At 53.6% G+C, this 18299-nt stretch carries 18 protein-coding genes; 8 read left to right on the forward strand and 10 right to left on the reverse strand.

Features of this window, described 5'->3' with window-relative positions; all coding sequences use genetic code 11:
• The first annotated feature begins 16 nt into the window (after positions 1-16).
• The 7 genes from JO972_RS15955 (at position 17) to JO972_RS15985 (ending at position 6372) form a co-directional block, all read left to right on the forward strand.
• Positions 17-427, forward strand: coding sequence for a hypothetical protein (locus JO972_RS15955; protein ID WP_309491084.1), 411 nt, complete (start codon positions 17-19; stop codon positions 425-427).
• Positions 428-759: 332 nt separating this feature from the next.
• Entirely contained in the window at positions 760-1227 is a 468-nt protein-coding gene (locus JO972_RS15960; RefSeq protein WP_309491085.1) for a hypothetical protein, read from the forward strand.
• Positions 1228-1385: 158 nt separating this feature from the next.
• On the forward strand, positions 1386-3365 hold the full coding sequence (locus JO972_RS15965) for an RHS repeat domain-containing protein (protein ID WP_309491086.1): 1980 nt from the start codon (positions 1386-1388) through the stop codon (positions 3363-3365).
• Positions 3343-3777, forward strand: coding sequence for a hypothetical protein (locus JO972_RS15970; protein ID WP_309491087.1), 435 nt, complete (start codon positions 3343-3345; stop codon positions 3775-3777). Before JO972_RS15965 ends, JO972_RS15970 begins: the two co-directional genes overlap by 23 nt.
• Positions 3778-4052: 275 nt before the next feature.
• Entirely contained in the window at positions 4053-4460 is a 408-nt protein-coding gene (locus tag JO972_RS15975; RefSeq protein WP_309491088.1) for a hypothetical protein, read from the forward strand.
• Positions 4461-4689: 229 nt separating this feature from the next.
• Entirely contained in the window at positions 4690-5130 is a 441-nt protein-coding gene (locus JO972_RS15980) for a hypothetical protein (protein WP_309491089.1), read from the forward strand.
• Positions 5131-5235: 105 nt separating this feature from the next.
• Positions 5236-6372: a transposase gene (locus JO972_RS15985; RefSeq protein WP_309491090.1), complete on the forward strand. Its 1137-nt coding sequence runs from the start codon at positions 5236-5238 to the stop codon at positions 6370-6372.
• A gap of 165 nt (positions 6373-6537) precedes the next feature.
• Here JO972_RS15985 and JO972_RS15990 read toward each other — a convergent pair whose 3' ends face one another.
• The 6 genes from JO972_RS15990 to JO972_RS16015 form a co-directional block, all read right to left on the reverse strand.
• Entirely contained in the window at positions 6538-7077 is a 540-nt protein-coding gene (locus tag JO972_RS15990) for a hypothetical protein (RefSeq protein WP_309491091.1), read from the reverse strand.
• 13 nt (positions 7078-7090) lie between these two features.
• On the reverse strand, positions 7091-8239 hold the full coding sequence (locus JO972_RS15995; protein ID WP_309491092.1) for an ABC transporter permease: 1149 nt from the start codon (positions 8237-8239) through the stop codon (positions 7091-7093).
• A gap of 62 nt (positions 8240-8301) precedes the next feature.
• Positions 8302-9438, reverse strand: coding sequence for an ABC transporter permease (locus JO972_RS16000; protein WP_309491093.1), 1137 nt, complete (start codon positions 9436-9438; stop codon positions 8302-8304).
• A 1-nt stretch (position 9439) separates the two neighbouring features.
• Positions 9440-10126, reverse strand: coding sequence for an ABC transporter ATP-binding protein (locus JO972_RS16005; protein ID WP_309491094.1), 687 nt, complete (start codon positions 10124-10126; stop codon positions 9440-9442).
• 1 nt (position 10127) lies between these two features.
• A complete protein-coding gene (locus JO972_RS16010; RefSeq protein WP_309491095.1) occupies positions 10128-11552 on the reverse strand; it encodes an efflux RND transporter periplasmic adaptor subunit in 1425 nt (474 codons plus the stop codon).
• 152 nt (positions 11553-11704) lie between these two features.
• On the reverse strand, positions 11705-12187 hold the full coding sequence (locus JO972_RS16015) for a hypothetical protein (protein WP_309491096.1): 483 nt from the start codon (positions 12185-12187) through the stop codon (positions 11705-11707).
• A 225-nt stretch (positions 12188-12412) separates the two neighbouring features.
• Here JO972_RS16015 and JO972_RS16020 point away from each other — a divergent pair, with 225 nt between their 5' ends.
• Positions 12413-13246: a motility associated factor glycosyltransferase family protein gene (locus JO972_RS16020; protein ID WP_309491097.1), complete on the forward strand. Its 834-nt coding sequence runs from the start codon at positions 12413-12415 to the stop codon at positions 13244-13246.
• Between the two features lie 68 nt (positions 13247-13314).
• Here JO972_RS16020 and clpX read toward each other — a convergent pair whose 3' ends face one another.
• From clpX to JO972_RS16040, 4 genes are all read right to left on the reverse strand, one after another.
• Positions 13315-14586 carry an ATP-dependent Clp protease ATP-binding subunit ClpX gene (gene clpX / locus JO972_RS16025; protein ID WP_309491098.1) on the reverse strand — a complete coding sequence of 424 codons (1272 nt, stop codon included), beginning with the start codon at positions 14584-14586 and terminating at the stop codon, positions 13315-13317.
• 137 nt (positions 14587-14723) lie between these two features.
• Positions 14724-15380 carry an ATP-dependent Clp protease proteolytic subunit gene (locus JO972_RS16030; protein ID WP_309491099.1) on the reverse strand — a complete coding sequence of 219 codons (657 nt, stop codon included), beginning with the start codon at positions 15378-15380 and terminating at the stop codon, positions 14724-14726.
• A 67-nt stretch (positions 15381-15447) separates the two neighbouring features.
• Positions 15448-16788 carry a trigger factor gene (tig, locus tag JO972_RS16035; protein WP_309491100.1) on the reverse strand — a complete coding sequence of 447 codons (1341 nt, stop codon included), beginning with the start codon at positions 16786-16788 and terminating at the stop codon, positions 15448-15450.
• Positions 16789-16919: 131 nt separating this feature from the next.
• Positions 16920-18236: an alpha/beta fold hydrolase gene (locus JO972_RS16040; protein WP_309491101.1), complete on the reverse strand. Its 1317-nt coding sequence runs from the start codon at positions 18234-18236 to the stop codon at positions 16920-16922.
• Positions 18237-18299 lie beyond the last annotated feature (63 nt).

Here is an 18299-nt window from a genome sequence, read left to right on the forward strand (position 1 = left end):
TTAATTTGATACAATCATGATTAGAATATACACCTTATACGTTGCTTTACTACTTTGTGTTACACTTGAGTCTGCGAGAGCATCTGGCCCCGATGCTTGGTCAGTGGATTCGTTCCATTATAGGTTTTCTTCTCTTGAAGATGAAAATATTGAGATTAGATTTATTTTCCAGAGTAAGGCCGGTGAAAATCTGGTGGGTGATGTAAGGCATCCCCAATGGGGGCGTGCTCTCAAAGAAGTTCAAATAAAATCAAAAAAATTTGAGCTGACTATTCCCGAAGAGGAAGCACGCTGTATTTTTGTAGGCGAAATAGAGAGTGTGAATTTATTTTTCGAGGGTAGAAAAAAAAACTGGTTATGTGCTGAATGTTGGGAAAAGAAAGAAAATTGGGATGGCTCGAGGGGATATGGTATCCTTTTACTTTAATCAGAAAAAATACTTAGGGCGTATGATTTTATCTGCAGGGGAGAAACGCATAACTTATTTTACTAAACCTACGGGAGGTAAGCCCAGAGAAGGGCTTCAAGAGTTTGTAGAATAGATCGCTGAATGAAATATTAAGGGACAGTCCTGATCTCGACGAGCGCGTGCTTGTCCTCTGTAGACGGAGTGGAAACGGTGGAAGCCAGATTGCCTTTGTAAGCGTATTAACGTATTAAGTAACGTATTAAGGGACAGGCCTTCTGTAGAGTCTTTCTGTAGAGTCTCATGAAAAACGCGAAACCATGCCGGCGGTTGATAAAATACAGCATAAAATCATGAAGCGATTCACCTCCATTTTTCTTATTCTCCTCTTCCCAAGCTTACTACTCGCGCAAGATGCCGGAGGACGAGTTTTGGTTGATGCTTCGGTTTGGAATATTCCGTTTATGGGACGACAAAAATCGCTTATTTACGAGATTCGAAATAACACGAAGGAGGATTTTAAAATCAGCAAGCATTGGCTACTAAACTCTAATGTGTATTTAAAAGTGATCGACCAAAATGGGAAAATAATACCCAACGATATTGGAGGATATCGCGAGACAAAAGATGACTACATCCTAGTGTCGCCAGGGGCCATTGTGTGCTTATTGGGTTTACCGCCATACAACGAGGCTCTGTCCTCGGATCAGGCGCATCGATTCACCATTTGGCATACGAAGTTGAATACCAAATTCCACTGGAAGGTTCAAAACACGCAACCCAAGCCCAACGCGCAATCGCGTGACAAGATCGAAAAATGAGAGGAAGCGTATGAATGGACAGGCCTCTATAGGCCTTTAGGCCTTTCCATAGCGTCGGGAAACCGCATAATTACGATTAAGCGATGCCCCAGGACGTATAGAGGGACAGGCCTTCTGTACGGGCCTTCTGTACGAAAACTCTCCGCACCAAACCCACCTTGGACGGAAATGGCGAGCCCACCCATGCTGGAGGTAACGTCACTACTTGGAACTACGATAGCCAGCGCGGCTGGCTCACCAGCAAGCGTGACGCTGCCAGCAAAGGCGCGGACTACACCTACACCCCCGCAGGACGCCTCAAGACCCGCACATGGGCTCGCACCGGCACCAATACCACCAGCGGCATCCTGACAACTTACAGCTACAGCCACGGCTTACTCAGTTCCGTCGTTTATAGCAATGACCCCGCCTCCACTCCCACGGTCAGCTACAGCTATGATGGCTATGGCCGTCCGGTCACCGTTACCCAGGGAAGCAATACCCACACCTATGCTTATGACGCCGCGACCTTGGTTCTCGATAAGGAAACCATCGACTACAACGGCTTCACTCGCATTCTGGACCGCAGCCAGGACGGATTGCTCCGCCCCACCGGATTCTCAGTCGCAGCTCCTTCCCAGGCCGCAGAGCACAGTGTCAGCTACACCTATGATACGGCATCCCGCCTCTCCACCGTAGCCAATGGCACAGACACCTTCACTTACAGCTATCTGCCCGATAGCTACGGCGTGGTTGAGCACGTCACCCGCACCGGCGGCCACACCGTCACCAATGCCTACGAGGCCAGCCGCAACGTCCTGCTCAGCAAGACCAACCACACCGGCACCCCCGCAGACCCCACACCCGTGATCTCCAAGTTCGCTTACACCACGAACAATCTCGGCCAGCGCACCAGTCTCACCACCAGCGGCAGCGCCTTCACCACCGCCCCCGTCTACAGCTGGAGCTACAACGCCGCTGGGGAACTTGTCGAGGCGGATGACACCTCCGCCGCGAATAACGACCGCGCCTACCAGTTCGATGCCATCGGCAATCGCGAGAAAACAGCCGACGGCCTGCTGGCCGATCTGCCGAATGATCCCAACTACATCGCGGACGCGGTGAACCAATACACCAAGGCCAACGGAGTCAGCCTCCCGGTGGACGCCTATGATGACGATGGTAACCTCACCGTCGCCCCGCTGCCCGTGGACCAGAACACCAACGTGCGCTACCACTGGGATGCCGAGAATCGCCTGGTCAAAATCACCAGCCTCGATGAAACCACCACCATCGCCGAATATAGCTACGATTACCTCGGCCGCCGCATCTCAAAATCTGTTCCCCAGAACGGCACACCCCAATCCCCAATCCCAATTTCCTACTTCCTATACGATGGCTGGAACATCATCACCGAATATTCTGGCACCACGCTGGCAAAGACGTATACTTGGGGTATGGATTTATCGGGGTCGATGCAAGGAGCGGGAGGGGTCGGCGGACTTCTGTCAGTCAGCCACGGCGCGTCCAGCTACTACCCCACCTATGATGGCAACGGCAACGTCAGCGAGTATCTGGACTCAACAGGCACGGTGCAAGCCCACTACGAGTATGACGCCTTTGGAAACACGGTGGTCGGCACGGGAACCAAGGTGAATGACTTCGCCCACCGCTTCAGCACCAAGCCGCATGATGCCGAAACCGGCCTCTACTACTACGGTTACAGATACTATGATCCCGTCACGGGAAGATGGCCATCCAGAGACCCCATTGAGGAGAAGGGCGGTCTGAACCTTTATAGCTTTATTGGAAACGATGGCTTAAATAATTGGGATTACCTTGGACGGGATAAAAATGCAGATGCAGAGAAGGAAATCAGTTGCATTTGCACCGTTAATACCAACTGTGAATGCAAGTGCAAGAAGGAGGGGGAAGAGCTGCAAGAGGGTGCTTGTGGTGCATATAACGCTCTTGGAGAAGCAACGGAGCCAACTAAGCAAGAAGCCTTGAAGCGAGCTAACATTGAGCTTCTTATTGATGCCTCTGAAGGCTGCTTTGCAAAAAAATGTCCGCTGAAAGAAGGGGGCGCTTGCCAGCCAACATATGGACCAAAAGATGTAAATTGCCGTTGTTTTGATGAAACAGGAAATCCAGTTTAAGGCCGTTATTGTTTGTTCTGTGCTGCTGTTATTCGGAGTGCTTTCAATTTCAATATATGTAAAAAAACGCATCGGAAGTGATCCATTTAAGGGGGGGCTTTATCCGCACAAAGTCGAAAATCTTACTCCAGATGAATATGTGAATTCAATACCAGCGGTGCAGATAGAAAGCGATTCTCCCTCTGCGTTTTATGCCTCCTGGGAACATGCAAATCACGCCAAAGAAATCAAGGTTGTGAACGCTTCAACTAGGAGCGAGGCTCTAGGTTCGCTACGAGAGGCATATTCCATTCTTCTCGGTCTTGAAGAATACCGCAGTGATTGGAAACCTCATCTTGTTAGAGCTAAAATTAATGATCTAAGGATTGAGATTAAAGAATGCTACAAAGGGATGAGAGAAGATGGAGAATAGGGTAATTGTTGGGCAATGCAACCTTCCCACGCTGGCGCAGCAAAAACCCCAGCCTGGAGCAAGGGAGAAAACCGCTGCGGCACGCTCCATGCTTGTGGCATGGATCGCGCCTCCGCTCCCGCGAGAGCCGTTCAACCCCGGTCGCTGGCTTGCGTCCTGCACTCAGCGGCTCGCTGCGCTCCGCCACATCGTTCCGGCCTCCAGCCGCTCCCTACGCTTAGCGTATAGAGGGACAGGCCTTCTGTACGAACAATTGATCCAGCAGTAATAACATTATGAATTACTTAATTTTGATCGTTTTTTTTCTTGCCATGCCTTGTAAGGCGGGGCAACCCGAAGCTGATTTTATTGGTCGGTTTCAGGTTGTCTATTTAATCGAAATTGATCCGAGCCTAAAAAAAATTACTGCAGTCCAGAAAATCAAAGGGCCTGCTGTAGAAGTTAAGAACCTCGCTAAAAAATTTAGTTATCTGCTAGTGTTATATAGAGACGCACGAAATAAAGTTAAGGTGGTGTGCACCTCAAACGACTTCCTAACGAAAAGAGGGGGATTTGGCGTAAATGTAAGTTTTTGGCCGGTCGAAGAAGGTTATATAAATGCAAATAATTACGGCAAACTATCCATTGTTGATCTAGAAAAAGAAGGCAATAAATTAGGAGAGGCCGAGAAAGAAGGAAACTAAAGGAGAGGGGGCCGTGTGGAGGGGGGTAATGAATAACTCAACCAAAGTATCGTATCAAGGGACAGGCCTTCTGTAAGAAAAAGGTATTGACTTTAGGTGTTCACATGATTACTCGTTGTTGTCACATAAAGGTCCGTATAGAGGGACAGGCCTTCTGTAGAGAAAAGAGATTGAGACGGTACAGCTGAAGATAACGCGTTAGACGAAAAAGATGATGATTGTAAAAAGGATGAAAAAGACACTACAACTGAATAAATTATTTTTCTTGGTTGCCTTTGGTATTTGTTGCGTTTCCTGCAAAAAAAGCAATGGTTTAGGTTCGAGTGATATCAAGGAAAAACCTGAAAAAGTTTATTCGCTTAATGAAGAGCAAAGAAGTTTAATTAAGGGTTTTACTGATAGATATTCTAGCTCCGTGTATGAGCTGTTACAAGGGGCTGGAATCGGATTTGTGTCCCCTACAGAAACTGAAGAATTTCAAGCCGAGATTACTCCTGAAGGGTTATATGTCATCGGAGATTCCTCTGCTCATGAAAAGATTGCACTTTTTCTGAGGGATTACCTTACCCGTGAATACATAGACTCTCTCTTTGAAGCGACTGAAGCATCAAATGCTGAATGGCTTGGAAAAAAAAAGAACTACTCAGAGAGGGGTCAGAGAGCAATATAGCGTATAGAGGGACACGTATAGAGGGACCGACACGTATAGAGGGACAGGCCTTCTGTAAGAAAAAGGGGTTGACTTTAAGTGTTCATATGATTACTTTTTGTTGTCATGCGTCAGCCACGTTTCATTTCCCCCATGGCGGAGACTGATTCCAGCCTCTACCACTGCATTTCGCGTGTAGTTGACAGACAGTTTATTCTCGGTCGGGTCGAGAAGGATATGTTTGTGCAAATAATGCGTCAATATGAGACGTTTTGCGGCGTCCGGGTGCTTTCCTACTGCATTATGAGCAACCATTTCCACCTGCTTGTGGAAGTTCCACCGAAGAAAAAAGGTGAGGCTATTGTGATGGATGACACGGAGTTCCTGCGGTGCATCAAGCCGCTGTATTCCAAGGCATATTACATCGGGATCGAACAGATGCTGGAGCGCTTCAGGGCCGATGGCGCGGACAATGCGGCCGAAGAGCTGAAGGCGAAATACACCTGCCGCATGCATGACCTCTCCGAATTCATGAAAGGGCTGAAACAGAAATTCACTCAGTGGTATAACGGAGCCAAGGCACGTTGTGGAACCCTCTGGGAAGGCCGTTTCAAGAGTGTGCTGGTGGAGGACGGATATGCCGCCAGAATCATGTGTGCCTATATCGATCTTAACCCTGTTAGGGCGGGCATGGTAGCGAAACCGGAGGACTACAAATGGTGCTCCTACGCTGAGGCAATGCAGCCTAAGGGAAATCAAAAAGCGCGCGGGGGGATCTGCCGAGTTTTAGTCGGAGCAGACGCGTTTGATCAGCAGGCTGACGAGCTCAGGACTGAAAGATTGAAGCAATTAGATGAGGGAGCTTGGGATGAGGGCTTTGGTGAGCGGTATCGGACTCTATTATTTGCAGATGGTGAGGAGGCTTTTGCAGAGGAAATTCACTCTGGGGAAATGCCAGAGAGGAGAAAGTCTCGGCGTGTTAGAAAAGGGTTTCAGCGTAAAGAGGTGGAGAAGGTGTTAGGCCGTGGTGGGAAGCTTACCGTGGGGGAGATGATACGTTGTCGTGTTCGCTATTTCAGCGACGGCATGGCTTTCGGTAGCAAGACCTTTGTGGAAAATGTTTTCCGAGAAGTAAGAAACCGTTTCGGAGCAAAGCGTCAAAGTGGAGCCAGAGCGATGCGAGGCGTCGGCTGGCAGTCTAAGAAGCTCCGGCTTTATTCCATGCGGGAGTTGCGGAAAGATCTGCTTGGTTCGGATAATTGAGGTGCCGATCAAGACCCTCAACAGGCGGTCTGTTGTCGAGAAAAGTGCTGGATGTCAGATGATCATACGTAGGAAACACGAATGCACGGCATCATGGGGCTAGCAAAAAAAACGTCCTGACGCATCTGAACGATGCGGCAGGACGCTGAGATGATCGACTAGTGACTAGTCTTGGATATAAAACCCGGTGGCGTTGATCAGCATGTTGTCGGCTGTTGAGCCGTCGGCGACGACGCCGGTGACCACAAGCTTGCTGAGTTCCTTCATGCCGCCGAGCCCCTTGAGGCCTTCCTTGAGTGGCTTGCCTTCCTCATCAAGGACTTGCACGGTGACGATGGATTGTTTGATCACATCCGGATCATCACAGCAGACGTCCCAAGGGGTGGTGCATTGATCACCTTCGTGGAGGTCGCAGGAGGTTAGCTTGGTGGGGTCGCCCAAGATCATCATGGCACGACCTGCGACAAATGGGGTGGCCCCACCGATAATCTTGCCGCTAACCACAACTTGGTCGCCTTCTTTGGCTGACTGGCGGATCTCAGAGACTTGTTTTGCACCGGAAGGCGCTGAGGTGAGCACCATTGACTGCAAAGAGCTGTCGGTGGCCGCTGGAGGGTTCTCTGTATTGTCCGCGGTTTTCTTCTCGCCGCAGGAGCTAAGGGCAAAAGCGGAGAGGGCTGTTAGTAGGATGTATTTTAGTTTCATAGTTGCTTGTTGGTTAGGATGATCTGAGTGCCTTGGGAAGTGACGGCGAAAGGCAGCGGATCGCCGGGGGGAGAGTTCCGATGGTGCCCAGCAAGACTCCGGTGATGAGTCCGGTCACAATGACCAGCGGGCTGAGCGTGAGGGTAAAGGTTCCGATGGAAAAGGGGACCGTTGTGCCATCGAGTAGGAAGTAGGCGGCGAGGAAGGCGACCAAGGTTCCGGTCAAGGTGGCGAGCAGTGATTCCTGCACCAGTGAGACTAATAGAGCACCACGGGTGTAGCCAATCGACTGCAGTGTGGCCATCTCTCGGATGCGCGAGGCGAAGGCGGCGTAGAGCGTGTTCAGCCCACCGAAAATGGCACCGGCCGAGACAAGGGCAGCCGTAACCCAGGTCATCATTTTGATCGGTTTATAAAAGACACCGAGCTTACTGTAGTAGAGGTCTTCTTGAATGGCAGCGAGCTCCAGATCGTTGCGCTGAAGGGTGAAAACCTGCACGTCATCGAACTCGGCATCACCCAGACGGATGGTGATCGACGATAGGGTATCGCGCTGAGTCAGCGATGCGAGGTCGTTACGGTCAAACCAGATCTCTGATTCTAACACCGTTCCGGGTGCGGCGAAGATGCCGGAAATTTTCAGGCTCTCGTTTTCAAAATAGAGCGTTTTACCGGGCACAAGTTCGGATTCATCGACACCGAGTTTGCGATGGGCGAGTCGGCCGACCATCACTTCGCCTGGGCCAGGGAAGTGTCCTTCGAGCAGCTGCACCGAGGTGTGCACCAGCAGTGCCTTTTCCAAGACACCACGGAGCAGTGCTTGTTCTTTCTGATTCGATTCTGTGCGGATCGGTGCCTGATAGACAATTTCACCTGAGACGGCGCTGACACCGAGATGTTCTTCGAGACCTCGGACACTGGTGGCGGCGCTGGACTCGGCATCGAGATGCACTTCCGATCGCTCGATGGACTCCTCGGAGCCTTTGCCTAACAAGATAACATTTTTAGGCGACCCGGATGCGGATAGCACGGTGTCCATTCCTTGGTTCAGGGCGACGGCGGCGACTAACAGCAGCACAACGAGGGCCGAGCCCCCGACGGTTTGCGCCAGCCGTGATGGATCGCGGAAGAGGTTTCTAAGGGCGTAACTGAATGGTAGCATGGGAAATAGTGATTAGGAAATGGGGATCAGGAAATCGATGGTCTGCGCCTCCGGGGAGGCTGTTATGAGGAGAGTGAATTCACCAGAGGGCGGGCGGTTGCTTTCCATGCCGGATAGACAGAAGCTAACAAACCGAGAAGGAGCGCAACGGTCATGCCGCTGAGGACAACTTGCGGATCTGGCGAGAGAGCGAGAGTCAGTCCTTCGTTACCGATTGTGATGGCACGGAAGTGGAAGAAGATCAGAGATCCAAAAATGCCGACAACACCTCCGATGAGGCCTAACAAGATTCCCTCGATCATCACCATGGCGGCGATGGCTTTTCTGGAAAATCCGAGAGTCTGCAAGATCGCAGTTTCTTTAACACGACCTCGCACAATCAGCAGCACGGCATTGGCCACCAGACCTAACACCGCGAGCACCGCACCGAGACCAAGCCAGCGGGTGAAGCCGATGAGCTCGATCATCTGTTTGGCGGTTTCCGCAAAGAAGGCCTTCTCGGGTCGGGTATTGGTCGGTTGCTGATCGGCTCTGAACGTCTCGTCAATTTTCGCCGCAACCGAATCCAGCTGATCGGCAGAGTCGACACGGACATTGAACTGGGTAACGATACCCAAGCCAATGCGTGAGGCTTGTTGCAAGAAAGGCAGATGCACGTAGGCCACATTGTTGTCCTGCGGTGAATCAGAGCTGATGATGCCGGCAACGTAAACATTCACCCCGACGGCTTCGAATTTATCGCCGGGTTTCAGTCCACGTCTTTGGGCAAAGTTCACCCCCACCAGAGCAGCATCGCTGCGTTTGGTGAAGTCTTCGTAGGAACCTTCCAGCACATTGATACCGGGGTTATATTGTTTCAACGTTTCGGGTGGCACACCACGGAAGGTGATGACATCGAGCGATGCTCCACAGTTGTTCACCGCGATCTGGATGGGGATGACCTCGCGGACTCCTTCGATACGCTGGATCGTGGGCAGGTAATGTTCCGGCAGTCGGGAGGTGGTGGGGCAGAAGCGGTTTTCGCGATAGACCACCAGCGTGGTATCATTGGCATTGGCCTCGGTGGCTTCGGACAGCGAGTGCTGCATCGTCTGCACGGCGGCATAGAGGAACATGCCTGCTGCGACGCCAAGAATGGTCAGCAGCGATCGTAGCCGGTGCCGTGTTAGATTCTTGAGAGCTAAGATGAGTAATTTCATGTTAGGAAGCAGTCAGGTTTTCGATGAGCTGCCCTTTTTCAAGGTGCAGAGTGCGGTGGGCGTCGTCGGCGGCTTTGGGATCGTGAGTCACCATGACGATGGTTTTGCCATGTTCATTGGCGAGCTGGTTCAGCAGTCGCAAAATGGAATCGGCCGACTCGCGGTCGAGGTCACCGGTGGGTTCGTCGGCCACTAACAGACCTGGATCGTGCACGATGGCACGGGCGATAGCGACCCGTTGTTCCTGCCCTCCGGAGAGTTCAGAAGGTCGGTGGTGGGCTCGGTCTGACAGACCGACAAGATCCAGAGCGGCTTCTATTTTTTTCCGGCGTTCGGACTTGCTTGCCTTTCCTAACAGAAGTGGTAGCTCGACGTTTTCGTAAGCAGATAAGATGGGCACCAGGTGATAGAGCTGGAAGATGTAGCCCACGTGTTTCGAACGCCAACGTGTCAGCTCGGCGCGAGACAGGTTGGCGATATCGCGGCCATCGATAAAGAGTTCTCCGGAGGTTGGGGTATCGATTCCTGCGACGAGGTTCAGCAGGGTGGTTTTACCGGAGCCGGACGGCCCCATGAGGGCGAGGAACTCACCGAGAGGCACCTCGAGCGAGAGCTTATCCAAGGGGGTGATGGTGGACTTGCCCTTGGAGTAGGATTTGGATAATGTGCGGATGGAAATAAAAGACATGTTAGTTGATAGGTTGTGGACTGACGGTAGTGCCGTCCTTGAGTTGATCGTGAGGTGGGAGGATGACGTGTTCGCCGGAGCGGATGCCATCGAGGACGCGGCGGTGTTGCTCGCGACTGTCATTGCTGAGTTCGAGACTGCGGAGGCGGGCCTTGTTGTTGGTATCGACAACCCAAACGGAGGAGTCATTGACCAGGGCCTCTTCCGGCACGTAGATGGCGAGTCGGCCAGTGCTGGCACTTGTTCCCGATGACGAAGTCACAGCCCGGCTGCCGTCTTTGGCAAAAAACTTGCCGCGCACCAACATTTCCGGGCGAAGACGGATGTCGGGTTTTTCAATCGCGACCTTCGCCTGCAGCGTGTTCCGTTGGAGGTCGGCCTGACCGGTGATGCGGGTGACCCGACCATTGAAGGTCATGTCCGGCAGCAGATCAGATGTGATTTCCACAATCTGTCCCACCTGCATGCCTGCGGCCTCGGTGAGAGGAACGTCGATACGTGCCTGGAGTTTTTGCGGATCGTAAAGCTCCACCACCACGGCGGAATGGGGATCGTCCATGGTCAGCATCCGTTTCTTGCCGGGGGCGACGTGCAGGTGCAGCACTATGCCGTCCATGGGCGCGGTGATGCGGGTGCGGTCGAGGGCTAACTGGGCACGTGCGAGGTCGGTGTTGAGTTCGGTGAGGACCGACTCCATCGACAAACGCTCAAACTCGATCTGTTCGATCTGGGCTTTCTGCTTCGGTAGCTCGGCTTCGGCTTGTGCGACCAGGGCCTCGGTGCGTTGCAGGGTGAAACGGGCGGCGGCGACCTGTTGTTGAGGCACGGCGCCTTTGGGCAACCTGTCGTAGCGCTGCGTCAAGTCGCGGGCTTCTGCGACGCTGGCACGGAGTGCGGTGATTTTTTTCTCGGTGGCACGAATTTCAGCGTTGATGATGTGCACTGCCTGGCAGTGGGCATCGATGCGGCCTTGGTGGCTTTTGATTTTCTGTTCCACCTGTTGGACATTCAGCTTGGCATCGTCGTCGATCAGGGTGGCGAGCAGTTGACCTTTTTTCACCTGCTCACCCTCGAGCACGTGGACTTCATCGACCACGCCATTGACCAGCGCAGGGACGTAGGTGATGTAGGGATCAGGCTCCACCCAGCCGGATGCTTGGAAGAGCATTTGCCCCTTGGTGACCACGGTTTCGGTGGTGGTGTCGGGCGTGCTGGGCTGTGCGGCGACACTGGCTTCTTGGCGCAGGGTGATGACCGGAGCGGTGGTGACTTCGGTAGCAGGAATCAGGCGGCTGCCGAACAGCAGGGCCATGATGAGGAGGAAACCAACGAGAAGACCGACCGGTAACAGCCAGGCAAACGAACGCTTGCCACGGGACGGAGTGTCGTGGGAATCAGCAGATTGAGATAATTGTGCGAGAGACATGAATGGATAAAAGTGTTAGAGTGCAGTTTAAAAAACGTCCTGCAAGACGAGCTGGGTCAGCGGCAACAAAGCGGCCGCAAAAATCAAAAAGAGCCTGTGCATCAGCACACGCCCAGTGCCACCCGTTCAAGCGGTGGCTCTAACAAATATAATCAAAGTCTCAGCACCGAGTGTCTGAGATAGATGGGGAAACCTTGATAAGGCTCCGAAGCAAGGGCTGCCAAGGGCGGGGGATCACCGCGGATGGGTGCATGGCCCGGGCTAAAAATTGAAGCCAAGAGCAGCGGGTCTGTGTTCGGCTGCGTTAGATCATTGAACTGGTCCTGATCGTCAGAAGGAAGCTGAACGGTGGTATTCCAGACAAAGTCACCGACGTTGAGATCGAGCCGCTGGGTGCAGTCGTCACAGGGTGTCATCTTGGCGATATCGATGCTTTCGATGCCGTGATCGTCCGTGCAGCAGCTGGAGCAATTGGCGCCCGATGGAGCAGTCTGGCTGGTCTGGACAACTTCACAGGTGCAATCGCCGGTGAAGTAGGAATTCAAACAAAGGCAATATCCCAGCACAGGGTGCTTCAGGGTGATGAGTAATGTCATCACCAGCATGAAGGCTACGGCTGAAATTTTGCGAGGCATGTTTAGTTGTCAATTAAGTCAGATAAGCTGAGTTGTCAAATGCTAAGGAAGCGCTAGAGACAGGTGAACGACGTGAAGTGGTCGTCCTTGATAATGGAACTGGAAAACATGCTCAATCAGCGCTTTGGACCTAAGGTTCTGAGAAAGTGTGGCTTGGCGCGGTGGTCTGATGGGTTCGGGAGCTCATGGTTGAGGAGGAAAATCTGGAGGTCTCCTTATCGCCATATGCGTGAGATTTCGCCACAAACGACATTCAAGTATCGACCCGACGGCTCCTGTTCCCTGGTTCACGGCGACCAGAAGCTCGAAACCCAAAGCCTCGTCAGTTGGCGGCAGCGGATTCAGGAAAAGGTGGTGATTGTGGCCTCCGGGCCATCTGCAAAGGACTTCGCCTGGGATGCCTTGGATCGGTCAAGCTGCTCCGTGGTCGGCGTCAACGGCTCACCCAGTTTCTTGGCCGATCGCGGCATTCAGCCCGACCTCTGGGTGGTGATCGACCCTGATTTCACCCGACATTGCAGCTATCACTTTGAGCACAATCTGGAAATACCTCTCGCCACGCCCCCCATGTCGATGAGTTATCTGCTGCGTCATCATCCTACCGTGATCGGGCCGCGGCCGTTGGCATTGGTCGAGCGGGTGAACCAGTGGAACGGTTTGCCCTCGTTAGCCTGGCGGCAACTGTTGGAGCTTAACCGTGTGTCGGGTCGGCCCTTTCTATTTCCCGCCGACTCGGCAGGCAAGTCGCAGATCGGTTGGAGTCACCGACCCGAATACGGTTTGTTTTCCGGCTGTAATGTGGTCTTTGCCGCCCTGCAAATCTGCATTGGGCTCGGTGCGAAGGAGCTTGAGATTGTGGGAATGGACCTTGGTGGCTTGGGGCGAGCCTACGACGAAGGCGGTGCCCCTCAGCCGACCACACTCGCGCTGGAGTTGGAAAATAAAATCAAACCCGCCTTGGCGATGATGCAGGTAGCCTTGACGGGGAGCGGGGTGCGGGTGACCAATCGCTCGCCGGTCTGTCCGCTGCCGGCAGAGCTTGGCGACCTTACCGACTAAGGCGCAAAAAAAATCCCACACGCCGGGAAGCATGTGGGATCTGAGAATGTTGTTTCCGCTTTGAGCGACTAAGCGGCGTCAGCGCGTTTCTTGCGGATGATCGGCTGTTTCTTGCCTTCCACGACGGCGCGGTTGATGGTGACGGACTCCACATCGTCGCGACCAGGGACATCATACATCACCTCGAGCATGATTTTCTCGAAGATCGAGCGCAGCGCCCGTGCTCCGGTGCCGCGTTTGAGTGCTTCCTCGGCCAGGGCCTCGAGGCCTTCCTTGGTGACCTTGAGCTTCACACCACTCATGGCGAGCAGTTTGGAATACTGCTTGATCAAGGCGTTCTGTGGCTGGGTGAGCACCTCGATGAGCTCGTCAATGCTGAGTTCGCGCAGGGAGGAGATGATTGGAAGTCGGCCAATGAACTCGGGGATCAGGCCGAAGTGGAGGAGATCCTCAGGCTCGGCTTTTTCCATCAGGTCACTTGATTCCAGTGAGTGTTGTGAAGCTTCGTCTTCCTCGTGGAAACCGAGCACATGCTTCCCGAGGCGACGGCTGATGATATCGTTGACGCCGACAAAGGCACCGCCACAGATGAACAGAATCTTCTCGGTGTTGACCTGGATGTATTCTTGCTGCGGGTGCTTGCGGCCTCCCTGTGGTGGGACGTTGCAGATGGTGCCCTCGAGGATTTTCAGCAGGGCTTGCTGGACTCCCTCACCGGACACATCGCGGGTGATGGAGACGTTCTGTGTGGTGCGACCGATCTTATCAATCTCATCGACGTAAATGATACCCCGCTCGGCGCGCTCGACGTCGAATTCGGCGGCTTGCAGCAGGCGTAGGATGATATTTTCCACATCGTCACCGACGTAACCAGCCTCGGTGAGGGTGGTGGCATCGACGATGGTGAATGGAACGTCCAGCACCTTGGCCAGGGTTCGAGCCAGCAGAGTCTTGCCTGAGCCGGTTGGCCCGAGCATGAGAATGTTGGACTTCTCGATATCCACCTCGGAGAATTCGGGCGATGGATTGAGATGATCCTGGCGCAGGCGCATGTAGTGATTATAGACGGCCACGGCGAGCACCTTCTTGGCACGCTCCTGACCAATCACAAAGTCATTGAGTTTTTTAGTGATCTGCTCAGGAGTCATGACCTCGTCCTGGGTGATCTGAGTTTCGGAAACGGCCCCTGTGCTCTGGCCGAGCTCCTTCTCCATGATGGAGGAGCAGACTTCGATACACTCGTTGCAGATATAGACGGCAGGCCCGGCAATGAGTTTTTTGACCTCTGAGTGGCTTTTGCCACAGAAGGAGCACATGGTGAGATTGGATGTTCGAGCCATAAAAAGTTCTTAAAGTTCGTGGAGTAAATTGAATCCAACAGGATTCGGGAAGAGATGTCGATAGAGAAAGAAAAACGGGCGCCGGAGTGATTATTCGCTCCGACGCCCAGAAGATAGCCTAGATGAGAGGGGAAACTCTATTTTTTCCCGTCATCGCTGTCATTTTTGGAATCCTCGGTGAGAGGCAGTTCCTTGCGGCTCTCGAGGACTTTGTCCACCAGGCCATAGGCGGCTGACTCCTCGGCGGACATGTAGTTGTCGCGATCGGCGTCCTTTTCCACCTGTTCCTCGGACTTGCCGGTGTGGTGGGCGAGGATCTTGTTCAGACGCTTTTTCAGGCCGAACATGAAGCCGATGGTGCGCTCGACATCCGCTGCGGTGCCCTGGGCTCCACCGGAAACTTGGTGGATCATGACATGTGAGTTCGGCAGGCAGAAACGCTTGCCCTCGGTGCCGGCTGTCAGCAGCACAGCGCCCATGGAGGCGGCGATGCCGATGCAGTAGGTGTTCACATCACAGGTCAGGAACTGCATGGTGTCATAGATCGCGAGACCTGCGGTGACTGATCCTCCCGGGGAGTTGATGTAGATGTGGATGTCCTTTTTAGGGTCCTGCATCTGGAGGAAAAGCATCTGGGCGATGACCGAGTTGGCCACACCGTCGTCAATGCCGGTGCCGATGAAAATAATCCGGTCCTTGAGCAGACGGGAGTAGATGTCAAAGGCGCGTTCTCCACGGCCGTCAGATTCGATGACGGTGGGGATGTAGTAGTTATTTTGAGGCGTTGAATCCATAGTTGAATGGGAATTGAGTATTTGGAATCAGGTGAGGGGAAGCCCGTGGCACCGAAGTGCCAGGATGTTAGGCTTCAGCTTCCTCAGCCTTGATTTCCTCCACTTTCGCGCTGTCTACTAAGAAGTCAATGGCCTTGCCGATAAGAATGGAATTTCTGATGCTGGAAATGCGGTTGGACTTCTGCAGCTCGCGCATGAGAGCTTTAGGAGCTTTCTTCTGCTGCTCGGCCATGGCGCTGATGCGTTGCACCACTTCGTTGTCCGTGACGGCGATTTTCTCAGCGTGGGCAATTTCCTGGAGGATGAAGTTGGTCTTCAGGTTGTTGCGTGCCTGCACCTGGGCGGTGGCGATGATTTCTTCCTGCTGCTCGGCGATTTGCTCGTCGCTCATGCCGGACTGAGCACCGCGGGCTACCATGTCGTCTGCGCTGCTTTGAGCTTCCTGGGAAACCATTTCTTCAGGCAGGGCGAAATCGACGCGCTCGAGGAGCTGCTCGACGATTTGGTTCACCTTGGACTCTTCGATCTGCTGGCCTTTTTGCTGGGTGATCTGCTCGGAGATGAGCTCTTTCAGATCGTCGACGGTTTTGTCTTTGCCGAACTGGAGGGTCTCGGAAACGAACTCGTCGTTCAGCTCGGGAAGTTTCTGCTCCTTGATGCCTTTGACGGTGACGGAGAACACGATGTCCTTGCCGTGCAGGTCGCTGAGAGGGAAGTCTTCGCCCACAGAGCTGGTGACCTCGCGGGTCTCGTCCTTGGCTGCGCCTTCAAGTTGCTTGGCGAAGCCTGGGAGGAAGGAGTCTTCCTTGATCTGAATCCAGTAGTCTTCCTTGCCACCGAGCACACCCACAGGTTTGCCAACGGCTTCTTCGAGAGGTTTGCCGTCGAGAGTGGAGGTGAAATCGATCACCGCGATGTCGCCAGTTTCCAGCGAGCGGTCTTCGATGTCGGTGTAGTCGGCATAACGCTCGAGCACACCATCAAGCTCGCGCTGGACTTCCTCGTCGGTAGCACCTGCGGCTGGGATTTTCACTTCCAGTTCCTTGTATTCAGGAAGCTCGAAGGTAGGAGCCAGGATCATTGGCATGGTGAGATTGAACGACCCGTCATCGGCGAAGTCGGCTGTTTCCGGTTTTTTGAAGTCGAGTACTTTTAGCTCTTCGTCCTGCTTCATGGCCTCGCCACAAGCTTCGCTGATCAGGCGGTGTTCGAGTTCGGCTTTGATGTCGTTGGCAAAACGTTTTTCGATGACGGAAACGGGAGTCTTTCCTGGGCGGAAACCGGGGATCTTTGCTTGAGCACCAAAAGCTTTGACGATGTCTTTGCGCTCGGTGGAAACTTTATCGGCAGGAATTTCTGCACGCAGAGTTGCGGTGCATTCTGGTTGTTTATCAACAGTGATGTTCATGATGGTCGTAGTTGGAAAAAAGGATGTCTGAGGGCAGATTCTGCCTTGCGGGGGCGGAAAACTAGGGGCGCGGGGGCGGCGAGTCAAGAACCATGACGGGCATTTGTCCTCTGATTTGTAGGGCTTGGCGGCTATTTGGCGTCGGCCAGCATTTCCAGCAAGCGACCAAAAATACGCGGTCCATCGACCCCAATGCCGTTGTGTTCCCATTCATTGGTGACCCAGATCTGGAAATGGGGGATGTGCTTGGCGGTCTCAGCCGACCACTCGATGGGCACATACATGTCATCGTAGTAGGAAATGGCCACCACTGGGACCTCGTTGCGAGCGAGTTGCTCGAGGTCGTAGAGCGGGCCCCAATCGGATTTCTGCGCGAGGATTTCGGCGCATTCTTTCAGCGGCTGCAGGGCGATGTAATCATCGAGCATCGAGGGCGCGATCATTTCCCCGGTGAAGATAAAGCGTCCCTCGGCGGCGTCCACTTCCGGAAACTCGGCACGCACACGCTCGGCCGCCCACTGGGTGGCATAACCTTCCGCGTAGATGCTCTCGTGGAGGATGCAGAAAATGGGGTTGGTCTCATAGCCGCTGTGGCGTTCCACTTGGCTGAGAAAATCGTAGCTGAGCTCTTCACCGCTGGCTCCCTCGACAAAGGCACCTTCCATCAGGTAATGGATCGACTCAAAACCGCCGCTGGCGCCAAAGGCCATGCCGAGCTGCTGGAAGCGGCGTGAAGTCAGACGAACCCCGCTGGGCAGCATGACCTCGTGCTCGTCCAAGTGCTTGGCGATCTTGCGCGCCAGCTCCTCATCGGCGGGATAACGACGGTAAAAGGCCTCATTTTTCTCCAGCACACGCTGGTAGGTAATGCGGTAGTTGTCCTCGATATGGCGTTTCACGCAGGCCACGCCACCGGTGATGATAACGCCGGACAAGCCTTCCGGGTGCATCGAGAGGTAGCTCAACAGGCAGAAACCACCGTAGGACTGGCCGGCACCCTTCCATTTCTTGTCGGCACCTAACAAGGTATGACGAATCGCCTCGGCATCGCGCACGATGTTATCGGCGCGGAAATGGGTGAGGTAGTCCGCCTGGGCCTGTGCGTCGGGCAGGGTGGCCAAGGTCTGGGGCAGGATGCGGGAGCTGAGGCCGGTGCCTCGTTGATCGAGCAGCAGTAAGCGATGGCTCTTGAGCACCTCACCGATCCATCCGGATTTGCCATGAAGGCGGGGGGAAGCAAAGCCCGGCCCGCCTTGGAAAAAGATCATCCAGGGCAGATTTTTATCGGCATCCTTGTCGCGCAGACAGACTTCGCGCGCAAAGACCTCAATCATCGGACCTTCCGGCTGCTGGTAATCGAGTGGCAGCTGAAAACGGTGGTCGTGCATGACCAGACCGTTCAGTTTTTGCGCAGCGGATGTTTCGTGAGGTGAAATAAAAGGAATCATGAACGACGGCGTTCTGACAGGAATCCGCCGATTTTCAAGCCTGACAAAGCCCAGATTCCATTG

The sequence above is a fragment of the Oceaniferula flava genome, from assembly GCF_016811075.1.
GTDB classification, from domain to species: domain Bacteria; phylum Verrucomicrobiota; class Verrucomicrobiia; order Verrucomicrobiales; family Akkermansiaceae; genus Oceaniferula; species Oceaniferula flava.